This is a genomic window from Natroniella sp. ANB-PHB2, assembly GCF_046097105.1.
Taxonomy (GTDB): domain Bacteria; phylum Bacillota; class Halanaerobiia; order Halobacteroidales; family Halobacteroidaceae; genus Natroniella.
Window position 1 is genome coordinate 130,592 of sequence record NZ_CP175562.1, and the last position, 15,038, is coordinate 145,629.

Annotated in this window: 15 protein-coding genes; 14 read left to right on the top strand and 1 reads right to left on the bottom strand. The window is 32.5% G+C overall.

All coding sequences use genetic code 11. The features are described from left to right. Window positions 1-200 precede the first annotated feature (200 nt). Window positions 201-644 (top strand): cytochrome c maturation protein CcmE, encoded by a 444-nt coding sequence (locus tag ACKF5P_RS00710; protein ID WP_408955597.1) that lies wholly within the window; start codon window positions 201-203, stop codon window positions 642-644. Window positions 645-925: 281 nt separating this feature from the next. Here ACKF5P_RS00710 and ACKF5P_RS00715 read toward each other — a convergent pair whose 3' ends face one another. Further along, the gene (locus tag ACKF5P_RS00715) at window positions 926-2,059 is read right to left on the bottom strand and encodes an IS4 family transposase (protein WP_408955598.1); all 1,134 of its coding nucleotides are present in this window, start codon (window positions 2,057-2,059) and stop codon (window positions 926-928) included. A gap of 156 nt (window positions 2,060-2,215) precedes the next feature. Here ACKF5P_RS00715 and ACKF5P_RS00720 point away from each other — a divergent pair, with 156 nt between their 5' ends. The 13 genes from ACKF5P_RS00720 to ACKF5P_RS00780 all read left to right on the top strand — a co-directional run bounded on the left by ACKF5P_RS00720 (window position 2,216) and on the right by ACKF5P_RS00780 (window position 15,036). Next, entirely contained in the window at window positions 2,216-4,195 is a 1,980-nt protein-coding gene (locus ACKF5P_RS00720) for a heme lyase CcmF/NrfE family subunit (protein WP_408955599.1), read from the top strand. 100 nt (window positions 4,196-4,295) lie between these two features. Continuing rightward, window positions 4,296-4,559, top strand: a complete 264-nt coding sequence (locus tag ACKF5P_RS00725; protein ID WP_408955600.1) for a hypothetical protein — start codon at window positions 4,296-4,298, stop codon at window positions 4,557-4,559. Window positions 4,560-4,572: 13 nt separating this feature from the next. Next, entirely contained in the window at window positions 4,573-5,292 is a 720-nt protein-coding gene (gene ccmA / locus ACKF5P_RS00730; RefSeq protein WP_408955601.1) for a heme ABC exporter ATP-binding protein CcmA, read from the top strand. Continuing rightward, complete coding sequence (locus ACKF5P_RS00735) at window positions 5,289-5,969, top strand: heme exporter protein CcmB (protein WP_408955602.1); 681 nt, start codon at window positions 5,289-5,291, stop codon at window positions 5,967-5,969. Before ccmA ends, ACKF5P_RS00735 begins: the two co-directional genes overlap by 4 nt. Before the next feature lie 2 nt (window positions 5,970-5,971). Further along, window positions 5,972-6,670: a cytochrome c biogenesis protein gene (locus tag ACKF5P_RS00740; RefSeq protein WP_408955603.1), complete on the top strand. Its 699-nt coding sequence runs from the start codon at window positions 5,972-5,974 to the stop codon at window positions 6,668-6,670. A gap of 16 nt (window positions 6,671-6,686) precedes the next feature. Continuing rightward, entirely contained in the window at window positions 6,687-6,821 is a 135-nt protein-coding gene (locus ACKF5P_RS00745) for a CcmD family protein (protein ID WP_408955604.1), read from the top strand. Between the two features lie 32 nt (window positions 6,822-6,853). Further along, on the top strand, window positions 6,854-7,435 hold the full coding sequence (locus ACKF5P_RS00750) for a hypothetical protein (protein WP_408955605.1): 582 nt from the start codon (window positions 6,854-6,856) through the stop codon (window positions 7,433-7,435). A 24-nt stretch (window positions 7,436-7,459) separates the two neighbouring features. After that, window positions 7,460-8,020, top strand: a complete 561-nt coding sequence (locus ACKF5P_RS00755) for a Fe-S-containing protein (RefSeq protein WP_408955606.1) — start codon at window positions 7,460-7,462, stop codon at window positions 8,018-8,020. A 454-nt stretch (window positions 8,021-8,474) separates the two neighbouring features. Continuing rightward, complete coding sequence (locus ACKF5P_RS00760) at window positions 8,475-9,185, top strand: FMN-binding protein (protein ID WP_408955607.1); 711 nt, start codon at window positions 8,475-8,477, stop codon at window positions 9,183-9,185. Between the two features lie 400 nt (window positions 9,186-9,585). Next, window positions 9,586-10,962 (top strand): MATE family efflux transporter, encoded by a 1,377-nt coding sequence (locus ACKF5P_RS00765; RefSeq protein WP_408955608.1) that lies wholly within the window; start codon window positions 9,586-9,588, stop codon window positions 10,960-10,962. Between the two features lie 254 nt (window positions 10,963-11,216). Then, window positions 11,217-11,801, top strand: coding sequence for a molybdenum cofactor guanylyltransferase (locus ACKF5P_RS00770; protein ID WP_408955609.1), 585 nt, complete (start codon window positions 11,217-11,219; stop codon window positions 11,799-11,801). A gap of 69 nt (window positions 11,802-11,870) precedes the next feature. After that, entirely contained in the window at window positions 11,871-13,103 is a 1,233-nt protein-coding gene (gene glp, locus ACKF5P_RS00775) for a gephyrin-like molybdotransferase Glp (RefSeq protein WP_408955610.1), read from the top strand. Window positions 13,104-13,353: 250 nt separating this feature from the next. Further along, window positions 13,354-15,036, top strand: a complete 1,683-nt coding sequence (locus ACKF5P_RS00780; protein ID WP_408955611.1) for a molybdenum cofactor synthesis domain-containing protein — start codon at window positions 13,354-13,356, stop codon at window positions 15,034-15,036. Window positions 15,037-15,038 lie beyond the last annotated feature (2 nt).

A 15,038-nucleotide genomic window follows, 5' to 3' on the forward strand; every position in this document is an offset into this window, starting at 1 on the left:
ATAAAGAGGTATTAAATTATCTGATTTAGTTAAGATATAGTTATAGAGTAATTATGTTAGAAGAGTTTAGTTAGTTAATCAGTTTGAGGGTAGGGAAGGTGGCCTGATAGAAATGAAGAGGTATTTAGTGGTTTGTTAGGTAGTGTGATAAGAGGCTTAATTTAGCTAAACGCAGTAATTAGCTTTAGGAGGAAGAGAGTGTGAGTAAAAAATTAAAGGTTAGAATTGGCTTGTTGCTATTAGCAGTAGGTGTTCTTTATCTAATTGTTACAGGAGTTAATAGCTTTTCTAGCTATTATTTGACTATCGAGGAGGTTTATGCAGAGGCGGAAGAGTTTTATAATCAACGACTTAAGGTATCTGGATTGATTGTAGGTGATTCGATAGATTGGAATTCTCAAGAGATAAAGTTGAAATTTAAAATTAAAGAAGGAGAAAAGACAGAGCAAAGAATCCCTATCAAATATCAAGGTGTTAAACCGGATAATTTTGAAGGTGGCCAAGCAGTTATTGTGGAAGGTGAATTTGTTAATGGAGAGTATATAGCAGCTGATGAGTTATTAATTCAATGTCCCTCTAGATATGAAGCGGAGCTTAAAGAGAGGAGAGAGGAACATTCTGATCAGATAGAGCAAAATTTTTAAAGTATTTAATACTGAATAATTAATATTTAATAATTAGAGAAGAAGTTAACTATTGGTCTTAAAATTATTCAATATTAAATGTCACTATCGTTGCATTGTTAAAAAATATAGATTTACTAACTCAACCAAATCAAATTAGTAATCAAAAATTTATAACTTAGTAGACTTTTCAAAGTAATTATTACTTTGAAAGTAGTCCTTGTTCTATATTAAAAGTAAAATTTAGAATATATTTCTAGAAGAAATTCTATTAGCCTAGGGTTTTAGGTAGTAAAATTTTATCAACTACTGTTAATCCATTTATTCCAATTGAAATCATTTGTTGTAACTGAACAAATGGAATACTTTATCTTTCTAGTGAGTTTAAGTAAACTCCCTTTGAATTTAGATTCTTTTTCAAGTAATTTTAAAATTAAAAATAAGATTACAGCACTATAAACCTGTGTTAAGACAGCATTTTTATTTTGTCCAAAAAAGTTCTTTATTTTTAGATGTTGCTTGATCCACTTGAAAAATAGCTCTATTTGCCATCGTTTTTTATATAGATAGGCTATTACATGAGCATCCAAATCAAAGCGGTTAGTTAAAATATCAATACTTTTTTCATTGCCATTTCGATCAGTTGTTTTTACTCTAACTAATCTTATTTCCTGTTTCATTCTAGTTTTTGAAGTATGATCACCTAGCATTATATCAGCATCTAATATAACATTTGCTTCTTTATCTTTGGCATTTAAATCTAAAAATCTAATGATTTCAACTTTAGTATTAGATTTTGCTCTAGTTACAAAATAGATATCATTATCTATAAACTCATCAAACTTTTGATACTTTATATAAGCTCTATCAAAGAGATAAGTATAGCTAGGGTTAAAGGTCAGATTATCAAATATTTCTTTGTCATGAATTATAGCATCGCTTATTATTATATTTTCTGGGGCATTAGTATTCAAATCATATAAAGTATGAAGTTTAATTCCACCTTTAGTGCTTCTAAATTTAGCCCAAGGAAATAATGACAAACATAAACTTATAGTTGAAGAATCTAAGATTTTCACAAAACCAATTTCTTTTAAAGCTTCTTGAAGCCCCTTATTAGCGTTAAGCTTATCAAATAGGTGTTGGAAAATTTCAAAGAATATCTCATGAGGTCTACTTTCATTTTTACGAGATAACTGAGATTTGCTTATTTTAGGTAATGTTCTATTTAGTTGATTATTATTTTCTAAATCACAAATAAAATCTTCTAGACTTTCTTTTTTAGTAAGATGAAAATAAAGTAGGTATAATAGATGAACTTCTGTTGTTAATTTATGAACCTTATAATCTGAGTTATATTTATCAATTAGACCTTTCAAAAAGTTTCTATCAATAACATCTAGAAGTTTAGTCAAAAGTATGGTACAATTATTCATGATTTCATCTCCTTTGATTTCATGGATTTTGTACTGGGGGGTACGTATCCATTTAATCAAAGGAGTTTTATTTTTTCAAGAACTTTTTATAAAAAACGATGCAACGCTAGTGATTAAATGTTAATTATTAATTGTACTTATAGAGGAGGGGTTATAATGCTTAAAATTGGTTCTACAGTTTTGTGGTTGTCATTAATAGTTATTCTATATTCAATAACTGCTTATTTATTAGGATTGAAATTAAAGAATAAAAGATTAATTAAGAGTGCTCATAATGGTGTGTTTGCGAATGCAATCCTTGTTACAATTGCTTCGGTAATTTTATTTTATGTATTAGGGGTTAGTGATTTTTCTATTGAATATGTAGCTCGTTATACTAGTAGAAACTTACCATTAGTTTATAAGTTAGCAGCTTTTTGGGCTGGTAATAGTGGTTCTTTGTTGCTATGGTTTTGGTTATTATCAATTTATGGAGTAGTTGTTGCTTTTTCTAAAGATCCACTAAAAGCAAAGTTAAAGCCTTATGCTAGTTTAGTTATTTTATTGATTGGATTATTTTTTTCAATATTGTTGAATTTTGATAGTAGTCCTTTTACGCAGCCTGACTTTTTGATTAGAGATGGAGCTGGTTTAAATCCAATGTTACAGAATATAGGGATGATAGTTCATCCTATAACCCAGTTTTTAGGTTATGTGGGGGTTGCTGTTCCTTTTGCTTACTTAATTGCTGATTTGATTTTAGATCTGAAAGGGGAGGCTTGGGTTAAGGTAGTTAGAAGGTGGACTTTATTTACTTGGCTTTTCTTAACAATTGGTATGGTTTCTGGTGGAGAATGGGCTTATGTTGAGCTGGGTTGGGGAGGTTATTGGGCTTGGGATCCAATTGAAAATGCTTCTTTATTTCCTTGGTTGACAATTACAGCCTTTTTACATTCATTGATTATTCAGGAAAAGAAAGGTGTTTTTAAAGTCTGGAATGCTTCATTGGTAATTGTTAGTTTTATTTTGACTATCTTTGGTACATTTTTGGCTAGAAGTGGGATTTTAGCCTCTGTACATGCTTTTTCAGAAGGAGATACAGGGACTTATTTCTTATTTTTTATGAGTTTAACTACTATAATTAGTTTATCTTTATTTGTTTGGCGTTTTAAGAGTCTTAAGAGCAAGGAATATGAATTTCCATTTGTTTCTAAAGAAAATACATTCTTAATTAATAATTGGTTGATATGTATTATTGCAGCAGTTGTCTTTTTTGGTACTACTTATCCATTGATTTCACAATTTATTCAAGGCAGGCAGGTTGAGTTAGGGCAAGAGTTTTTTAATCAAGCTACTATTCCATTATGGATTAGCATGGTATTGCTAATGGGTTTGGGGACATATCTACCATGGGGGAATCTATCCATAGATATCTTAAAAAAGAGGTTTGCTGTACCGTTAGTGTTGGCCCATCTATTTGGATTTGGCATTTATTTTTTAATGAGAGTTAGAAACTTTTCTGCTATGTTAGCTATTACAGCTTCATTCTTTGTAGTGGTAGTTACAATAATTGATATTTATCGTGGAATTAAAGCAAGGATGAAGGGGCAAAAAGAAGGGTTTATAACTGCTTTTATCAGATTAACGGCTGCAGATCGGAGAAAATACGGAGGATATATGGTTCATATAGCAATTATTATGATGGTATTTGGGATTGCAGGTTCTAGCGCTTATCAAGAGGATATACAGGTAACTGTTAATCAAGATGAGGTTATTAAATTTATGGATTATGAGCTAACTTATAATGGATTAAAGCTTGCTGAAACTGATCATAAGGTAACCGTTTTTGCTGAAATTGATGTTACAAAGAATGGAGCAGAATATGATTTATTAAGGCCAGCTCAGGAATATTTTGGAGATCCAACTGAAGAAGATTCGAGTGCTCAAATTGATTTCAGAAGAAATATTAGAGAAGATTTATATTTAGTTCTAGCTGGCTGGGATAAAGGTGGAGAAGAAGCTACTTTTTGGATAGTTAGTAATCCAGTAGTTGGTTGGGTATTTTGGGGTATGAGGTTATTAGTGATCGGAACGATAATTGCTTTATGGCCTAATGAGAAGAAGTATTATAAAGAATTAATAAAAGAATCTGTCTAATTGTTTAATTTAATTTGTTTTAATCTTATCTTTTGAATTTGTTCTTTAACTATTAGTTATTCATTATTAATTATTAACTGAACTTCTAGGAGGTGGTTTAATGTCAGCAGTAGTTGGTATAGCTGGTCTGATAATAGCTAGTTTAGTTATTTACTTATTAGGTTATCCTTTCTTTGAAGATGATTATATCAATTACCAACAGAAGATTATTGAATTAAAGAAGAAAGAAAAGCTGCAACAAACAGAGATTTTTACTTTATTAGATGAGTTAGAGCTTGATAAATTGATGGGAAAAGTATCAGAAAAGAAATATCGATGTTTTAAAAAAAGCTTTCAGCAGTTGATAGTAGATAAGAATCAATAAGGGAGTTGAGTGCATGAAAGCTAAAATAGCATTGGCTGTTAATAACTTAAAAAAGAAGCTTAATGGAAAAGAACTCTTAACTGGAATCGACTTTAATCTAACAGAAGGTGAAATTTTAAGTATTTTTGGGCCAAATGGTGCAGGAAAGACAACATTATTAAACTTATTATCTACAGCTACTAATCCTACTACAGGAAGAATTGAGATTATGGGCCAAGATATTATTGAAGATTCAATAATTATCAAAGAGCAAGTTGGTTTGATCTCTCATGAAACTTTTTTTTACGATAAGTTAACTGCTTATGAAAACTTAGAGTTTTATGGAAAAATGTATAGCATAACTGATCTTGATAATAGAATTTTCAGGGTGATCAAAGAGGTAGGACTTAAGTATTGTTTACATGATTTTGTAGCTACATTTTCAAGAGGAATGAAGCAGCGTTTAGCAATTGCTAGAGCTATCTTACATTTACCTAAGTTACTATTATTAGATGAACCTTATACTGGTTTAGACCAGCATGCAATCGAAATGTTAAATGGAATAGTCAAAAAATTAAATGAACAAGGAAGAACGATAGTTACAGTGACCCATAACTTACAGCAAGGATTAAAGATATCAGATCAATTTTTAATCTTAATCGATGGTAGAATCGAATTTGCAGCTAACAGCCAAGAATTTACAACAACAGAACTGAAAGAAAAGTATAGTGGGTTATTAGGTGGTAGGCTATGAAGTATTTACAACAAATAAAAACTGTAGTATGGAAAGACTTAAAAGTTGAGTTGAGAACTAAAGATATGTTAGCTTCGATGATCGTTTTTGCTTTGTTAGTAATAGTTATTTTTGCCTTTGTTTTTGATCCTGCTGGAACAGAATTGGAAGGGGTTTTCCCAGGGGTTATGTGGGTCATATTTATCTTTTCCGGTTTATTATGTCTTAATCGTTCTTTCATGATTGAAAAGTATAATAATAGCATCTTTGGTTTGATACTCTGTCCAGTTGACAAAAGTGTCATTTATTTTGGGAAGTTGATTGCTAATTTAACATTAATGTTTATTATAGAGGCAGTTGCTCTATTTTTTTTGATGATTTTATTTGGGTATAGTATAGCTGGCCCTCTCTGGCAATTAGTAATCGTTATCTTTTTGGGTACTTTTGGTTTTGTGGCGATTGGAACATTTTTAGCAGCTTTGACTTCTAATATAGATGGTAGTGAAGTTTTATTACCGGTTATTCTTTTGCCGATGATTGTACCATTAATAATTGGAGTTGTAGAGTTGACAGCAGGTGTGGTAGAAGAAGGTGCTGGAATTACTGAAGTTGTTTCCTGGTTGAACTTAATTATAGTTTATGATCTGATTTTTACAGTAGTTCCTTTTATGTTGTTTGATTTTTTAATGGAGGTGTAAGTATGGTTAAGCAAGAGGTTGTTAAAGATAAATTAGAGCAAGTACTAAAATGGTCAACATTTATAGTAGTGGCTTTAAGCTTGTATATGATCTTTATTTATGCTCCAAGAGAGAGGATAATGGGTGATATTCAACGCTTATTTTATTATCATTTAGCATCAGCTTGGGTTGCTTTTTTTGCTTTTTTTGTAGTCTTTGTGACTAGTATCATATATCTAAAGAAACGTGATCGAATATCTAGTGCCATCAGTTTAGCTTCAGCGGAGATAGGGGTTATCTTTACTACTATTGTCTTAATTACCGGGCCAATCTGGGCTAGACCGATTTGGAACAGATGGTGGACTTGGGATCCTCGCTTAACAACTACTTTGATTTTATGGTTTATTTATCTTGCTTATATTTTGATCAGACTTTCAGCGGAAGATGAAAAGACAGGGTTATTAGCAGCTATCTTTGGAATTATCGGCTTTATCAATGTACCGATTGTCTTTATGTCGATTAGATGGTGGCGTTCTATTCATCCTCAGGTGATTGAAGGAGGAGGTTCTAGCATAAATCCTTTAATGCTCCATACTTTATTTGTTAGTGTAGCTGCTTTTAGTTTACTTTATTTTTATTTATTAATTAAGAGGGTTAAAGTAGAATTATTAGCTGAACAAATAAAGGAGTTTAAAGAATTATTACGAAAGCAATGCCATTAAATTAAGGAGGTATAAAATGGACTATTTTAATTACTTATTGATCGGTTATCTAATTATTTGGGTTCTAATCTTTTTTTATACAGCTAGTATAGGTCAAAAGCAGAAAAAATTAGAGAAAGAGATTAAATTTCTTAAAGATAGTTTGGACTAAATTAGTTGAGTGATAAAGAGAGGGGGCTAAGGATGAATAAAAATTTAGAGAAGTTTTTACTTTTAATTTTAGGTGTTGGATTGGTAGTGGGTATGATCTTAACTAGTCAAGTTAGATGGACTACTGATCAAAAGGAAGGAATTCCTCTAGAAGAGGTATTTGGGGGAAATAACAGAAAAGATTCCAATCAACAAACTGAAGTTGAGGTAGAAGTTAATGAAGCTGGTTTTCCTAAAAGAATTATAGATTTACAATTAGATGAATTTTTAGTTGGTCAGGAAGCAATAATAGAGATAAATAAAGATTTAGAGATCGATTTAGAATTGCTTGATGGTTATGCAGGTTATTATAGTAATGCTGGACGAGGAGAAGTTAAAGTCTTTATTTCTGAGTTAGATAGTTTCCGTGAGATTGAAGAGATAAATAATGAAATAAAAGCAAATGAGCAGTTTGCGGAGACAAATTTTTTCATGATTAGTGGAGAAAAAATCTATTTTACTCAAAAAGAAGGTCTAAACTATTATTATTATCAACAGGGAAATAAAGTTTATTGGATTGCTGTTAGTGGAGTTGATGAGATGCTTGTAGTTGGTCATTTAATAAATATATTGTAATTGATTGTGAGGAGGTTGATTAGGATGGCTAAAGGCAATAATAAAATTTTTGGTTTAATAGTTCTAATAGCTGTTATATTCTTAACGGGAAGGGCTTGGATAAATAATGGAGGGTTAGAAAGCTTTACAGAATCAACTGATTTCAACAGGTTGATTGGTGACCCAATAGTTGAAGCAAGAAGCTATCAAGGGCAAGAGGTTTATATGACAGAGATTTCTCCTGAGGCTGGTGATGAGTATATTTATTTTTCATTAAAGAGAGTTGATCAAAAGAATATAATCTTTTTTGAAGTAGAGAATAAAATAGGTAGTTTGGTTCCATTAATAGCATATATAACTCCAACAGGAAGATTATTTGTCGGTACTAGTTTGTGCGAACCTTGTGGAGGTAGAAGATTACATTTAAAAGATGACACTGTAGTCTGCAATAGATGTAATACAACTTACAACATTGAAAATCGAGTAGGAATTAGAGGTACTGCTGCTTGTATGGAGTATCCACCTGTGGCGGTAGATTATAGAATTATAGATGATCAGATTAAAATACCTATTAGAGAAATTAAGTATTGGAAGCCTCGATTGTAAAGTCTTTTTTATCAACTCTAAAATTTAAACTGTATTCTTCTTTTAAGTTAATGTAGATACAAATAAGATCAAGTGATTTTCAATAATATTTATTCACATGAAATTATTTTAGGAGAATTATAAAAATTATAACAATAAAAACAATTAAAACTTCTTGATTTATTTATTGCAATAAGATATAATATTTTTGTAATGATATAGTAAATCAGTATTTTTTCTATGAATTATGTAATTGAGTAGTTTAGTAGATTTAGGTTTTAATCATCCTGGAGAATTATAGTAGGAGATAAGCTTAGGATTGATTAAGATAAAATAACTTATCTTAATCGATTGCTTGTGTAAGTTATGACAATCTCAATGATTTAATAGCATCATAAGCCACCATAAGTTTCTATTAGAAATGCTAGTATTATTTGCTTTACACTATTAAAAATTCTTTAGGAGGGAATAAGTTATGTTTAAGAAAAGATCTGTATTTATTTTAGCAGCATTATTGGTAGTAGCAACACTTGTATTAGTTGGGTGTACAGGAGAAGAAGTTGAAGAAACTGATGCATCACTTTTAGAAGATGGTGAATATGTAGGTTATTCACAAGCTAGTGCTAGAGGTTATGTGGAAGCTTTAGTTACAATTGAAGGAGATGAGATTGTAGCAGTAGAATTAACAGAATATCAACTACAGCCTGGTGAAGCTAAAGGAGAAGATTATCACTATGAAGCTTGGCATGAGGCTATGGACATATTACCAGATAGCTTTGTAGAGGCTAATGATTCAGAAGTAGATATTGTTTCCGGTGCTACTAGTACAACTAATATGTCTATGGAAGCAGTAGATATGGCACTTCAGAAAGCTCAAGGTGTTACAGAATTTGATGGTACTTATGCAGCGTTTACTGATAAGAATGAAAGAGGTAGCCACTTTGTAGCTTGGGTAACAGTAGAAGATGGAGATATTATCGAAGTTGAACTTAATGAATCAAGAGATGGTGAGTATAAGCCTGACGATTATCAACATGAGGCTTACAACGAAGCTAGGGTTGAGCAAGCTGCAAGAAAAGTATCAGCTAATAGTGCTGATGTAGATGTATACTCTGGAGCTACTGGTAGTTCTAATGGTTGGATTGAAGCTGCAGAGCTAGCTTTAGAAAAAGCTGGCTTAAAGTAAAAATTATTTTAAAATAAATGTCTAACGAAGAATACTCTGTTATTAATAACAGAGTATTCTTTTTTATTAAGTGGTTAATAAATTGTTGTGTAATGGTCAAGGGATAAATATCTTCAAATAGTTTTAACCTTATGATATAATACTCCCTATAAGAAGGAGAAGAGTTTTCTGTTGACCTGATAGAAAGTGTTAAATTTAAGGGGTCTATTTTTGTTATAATCTATGTATGTTAAGGAAGAGCATCTTTAAATTTTGAACAAGTACGGTATAATAATAATAAGTTATAGTTATTTGAGCGGTTTTAAATTTAGATTTAAGTTAAAGTTGATTGTAATAGTTAATAATTAATAATAAAGAGTATAAAGAAGTTAGTTTATAAATACTAAAAGGAGAATTTGAAGTGGCAGTCAATAGTAATTCGGAACGATTAGGGCAAGAAAAAATTTTGAAATTATTATTTAAATTATCGGTACCTTCAATTATTGGGATGAGTACTCAGGCTTTATATAATGTAGTAGATAGTATTTATGTTGGACGTAGTAGTCAAGAGGCTTTATCAGCTTTATCTTTAGCCTTTCCTATACAAATAGTCTTGATTGCAATTGCAGTTGGAACAGGAATTGGAACTAGTTCTTTAATTTCAAGACTACTAGGAGAAGGGGAGGAAAACAGGGCCAACGAAGTAGCAGAACATACAGTAATTATCATTCTATTTTATGGTATAATTGTTGGATTAATCGGTTATTTTTATTCTGATAATTTAATTCGGTTATTCACCTCTGAGCAGGTATTAATTGAGATGGGGACAAGCTATATTAGAATTATGTTAATTGGTTCTATTGCTCTCTTTTATCCTATGATAGCAAATAACATACTGAGAGGAGAGGGAAATACCTTTGTTCCAATGTTAGGTTTGGTAGTAGGAGGGGTTTTAAATATTATTATAGATCCTTTTTTAATTTTTGGAATTGGTATCTTTCCTGAATTGGGAATAGAGGGGGCTGCTATTGCCAGTATCTTTTCTAAATTTGTTGGTGGGGTCTTGATTAGTTTGATTCTTTTTAGTCCTAAAACGCAGGTTAAATTTAATTTTAAAGACTTCAAGTTTGATTTTGAGATTATCAAAGAAATTTATGAAGTTGGTTTACCAGCAATGGTTATGCAATTACTATCAAGTGTTATGATTGCTGTAATGAATATTATTGTTGGAGGGTTTAGTACTGTAGCTATTGCAGTAGCAGGTATCTATTTTAGGTTACAGTCTTTCTTTTTTATGCCAATTTTTGGACTAGGGCAGGCTTATATGCCGATTCTTGGTTATAATTATGGCCATAAAAATCCAAAGCGAATGAAGAAAACAATCAAGTATGGTCTATTGCTCAGTTCAGTTTTTACAGGAGCTGGTTTTGTTATATTTCAGTTATTCCCAAGGGAGTTAATTCTGTTATTTAATGATACACCAGAGTTATTAGAGATTGGGGAGGTTGCTTTACGCCGAATAAGTTTAGCATTTCCGGTCATTGGCCCGGCTATCATTGCTTCGACTACCTTTCAAGCATTAGGAAAAGGGATTCCTAGCTTAGTACTTTCTTTTTTACGTCAGATAATTCTCTTATTACCGATAATGTATCTATTAGGGCAATTATATAGTTTAGATGTTTTATGGTTTGCTTTTCCTATTTCTGAAATAATTTCTGCTATCTTAATTTTGTTTTGGTTGACAGCTACATTAAGAGAGATATTTACAAGAATGAAGAATGAACGAGAGGGATTATAGATCATCTTATCTTATAAAATATAAGGTTAAATAGTTAATTATAGAAAATAAATTGAGATTTAATTTTGCAGAATTTATAATTTTTCATTCAAGGATTAACTCAAGTTTAACTTTGAAAAATTAAAGGCTTTGACAGTGCACTGAGACATATCTACAAGTGTTAAAGAAATTTTATTGGTTATTGATTTTGCTAAAAGGGCTGTAAAATTATTTTCTTCTGATATTTATTACTAATACAAAGGATGTTAGAGATTATGAATGCAATTTTATTGGCTGGAGGAGAGAGTTCTCGTTTTGGAACTAATAAGGCATTAGCTAAATTGGGTGGACAGAGATTAATTGAGCGAATTAGTAGGATTTTAAAGAAAAATTTTGATAAAGTTTATGTAGTAGTTAATAACAAGAAAGATTATTCTTTTCTAGAAGGGGTTGAGTTAGTAAAGGATATTATTCCATATCAAGGGCCTTTAGGTGGTTTATATACTGGGTTGAATTATTCTTCGGCCCAGTATAATTTTTTGTTGGCTTGTGATATGCCTTGTATTAATGGCGCTTATCTTAAATTCTTACAAGAGCAAAAGCGAGATTACGATCTCTTGATTTCTCAGTTAGGTGATTGCTTAGAACCTTTGGCTGCTGTTTATAGTAAAAATTGTTTACCCGCTATTAAGAAGAGGTTAGAAATGAAGGATTTAAAGTTAACTAATTTTTTTTCTGAAGTGAAAGTTAAAACTATTAATGAAGAAGAATTAAAAAAGATTGTAAACCCAGAATATCTCTTTTATAATGTTAATTATCAGGCAGATTTAGAGCAATTAGTAGCGGAGTTTAAAAGTTAAACATTTATGATATTAATTTTAAAGTTTTTAGCTATGCATTGTAAACTAAGGTGGAGTTGGGGTGAAAGAATGTCAAATTTATTTAATTTGATTAATCTTGAAGAGGTTGAAGAGATTTTTAGTAGTAAAGTAGGGGCTTGTCTGGGTACAGAAAGGATTTCTATAACAGAAGCTAAAGGGAGAATTTTAAGTCAAGATTTCATCTCTCCTTTTGATCTTCCTCCTTTTACTAGAGCAACGATGGATGGTTATGCAGTTAAAGCTGCTGACACTTTTGCTGCTTCTGAAGGTAATAAGGTTTATCTTGGTCTAGTTGGAGAAGTATTGATGGGAGAAGAAGCTACAGAAGGTTTAGAAAGTGGACAAGCAATTAGAATTAGTACAGGAGGAATGCTGCCACAAGGAGCAGATGCTGTTTTAATGGTGGAATATACTGAGAAATTAGGCAGTGAATTAGTTGAAATTAATCGTGCTGTGGGCAGTGGAGAAAATATTGTTAGAAAAGGGGAGGATATTAGTCAAGGGGAGACATTATTAAAAAAAGGATCGCAACTTAGACCACAAGATTTAGGTGCTTTAGCTGGGTTGGGAATTACGGAAGTTGAAGTTTATAAGCGTCCTCGGGTTACTGTTTTTGCCACTGGTGATGAAATAATCAACCCTGAGCAAAGACCACAGCCTGGAGAGATCAGAGATATTAACTCTTATGCTGTTATAAGTGCTCTTGAAGGGATAGCTAAGATGTCTCAAGGAGGAATCATAAAAGATAGCAAAGAAGAATTAGAAGCCAAATTACGGGTAGCAACAGAGAATAGTGATGTGGTAGTTTTATCAGGAGGGAGTTCAGTGGGAACTAAAGATTTAACACTTGAGGTAGTGGATAATTTAGGTGAGCCTGGAGTGTTGGTTCATGGAATTGCTATTAAGCCAGGGAAGCCGACTGTTTTAGCAATAGTAGACGATACTGTAGTAATTGGTCTACCAGGTCATCCTACATCAGCCTTGACTGTTTGTAAAATTGTAGTGCAGCCGATAGTTGAAAGGCTTGCTGGGTTACAAGATGATTTGGGCCAACAGAATTATTTAACTGCCAGTTTAAGCCGCAATTTAGCTTCAGTTAAAGGTAGGGAGGAATATATTCGGGTGAAGTTAGAGAAAGAGGCTGATTCGATTATAGCAGTACCTATTTTAGGAAAATCAAGTTTAGCTACAACTATGGTTGAAGCAGATGGAGTAATTAAAATTGGTATAGGAAAAGAGGGGTTAGAAAAGGGAGCTGAAGTGCAGGTGTTATTATTTTAGCCTAGGTGTATTGATTAAATTTTATTATAAAATTGTGGTACTTTTGATTTGGCGGGTAGAAATGATATTTGTAGGGGCAGGTCTCTGTGCCTGCCTATGTTAAATCACGGGCAACCACGGAGAGTCGCTCCCTACAAAAACACATTCTTTTACGAACGAAAAGTGCCACTGTATATCAATAAAGCTTAAATTAACATAGAGTTAATGTATTTTTTTAATTTAACCGTATTCAGGAAAGGAGGCAATTATAATGGGTAGAAATATTTATCTTGATAATTTACCTCTTGATCAAGCAATTGAAAAATGGTATTCTAAATTGAATTTAAAAGCAAAGATAGAACAGATAGATGTTAGAGAGGCTTTAGGAAGAAAGTTAGCTCGAAAAGTAGTAGCTCAGACTTCGTCCCCCCATTATCCTGCGTCAGCAATGGATGGGATTGCAGTAAAATCCCAACTGACAGCAGGTGCTTCAGAAAGGAATCCTATTAAATTAACTCAAGGAGAGGGGTATCAGTTAGTCGATACTGGTGATCCATTACCTGAGGAATTTGATGCGGTGGTTATGATTGAAGATGTTAATATTGTTGATGGGTTGGCCCAAATTGAAAGACCTGCTGCTTCAGGGCAACATGTTCGAAAAGTAGGAGAAAGTTTAATTGCTGGGCAGTTAATCCTAGGAGAGGGAGAAGAGATTACTCCTCACGCGATGGGGCTGATTTTGGAAGGTAATGTTAAGCGGGTGGAAGTTTATGTTCAACCTAAAGTAAAGATTATACCAACTGGCACTGAATTGGTAACTGACAAAGAAAAGCTAGAGCCAGGAGATATTATTGAATTTAATTCTCATGTCTTAAGTGGTTTAGCTAAAAATTGGGGAGCAGAACCAAAGCGAGGCAATATTGTAGCTGATAATTATGAAAAGATAAGAAAAAAGGTTATAGAAGCAGTAGCTATAAGTGATTTTGTAGTAATTACTGCTGGATCTTCTGCTGGACGAGAAGATTATACTGCTGACATTATTGAGGAGCTTGGTGAAGTAATAGTTCATGGTGTTAGTATTAGACCAGGCGGGCCAACGGTTTTAGGTGTGATAGCTGATACTCCTGTGATGGGTGTGCCTGGTTATCCAGTTGCTTCTGCTTTAGCTTTTAGATTGTTTGCTCGAGAGTTGATTTATCGGTTAGCAGGACAAAAACTGCCATCTTCTAAAAAGATAAAGGCTAAGTTAAGCAAAAAGATAGTTTCTGATTTGGGATATAAGGAATTTGTCAGGGTTAAGTTAGCTCAATTTGGAGAGGAGTTAATTGCTACTCCCTTGGCTAGATCAGCAGGAGTTTTGGGCTCTTTGGTAGCAGCGGATGGATTGCTAGTTTCTTCAGAGTATAGTGAAGGATTGGAAAGTGGGCAGGAAGTAAAGGTTGAGTTGTTAACTGCTAAGTTAGAGGCTGATAAGAGCTTATTGGTAGCTGGAAGCCGAGATTTGGCCCTTGATCTGTTAAAAAATCGACTGAAAAAAGAGGGAGTAGGATTAACCTTTCAACATTTGGGTAGTCGAGGAGCTTTAACTGCTTTAAGAAGAAATGAAGTTCAGTTAGCAGCTATTCACTTTCCAGTAGAGGGAGATTACTCGAAGATAAAAAAGTTCTTAGGAGATAAAGAGGTTGTAGGAGTTAATTTAGGGTTTTGCAATAAAAAAATTAGTAAGGAAGCTAAAAGGAAAGGGATTAATTCATTGGCCCCTACTGATTTATTAAACGCTGTAGAAGAAGGGCAGATTGAGTTAGGCTTGAAGTTGATTATTCCTAAAGCTTATCTAGAAGAGCCGCGGATTAAAAAATTGTTAGAACTTATAGAGAGTGAAGAGTTTAAAGCGGAGATGCAAGAAGTTGGGTATCAGATTAGTGATGGGCTAGATCTAGATAGTAATGGTTAATA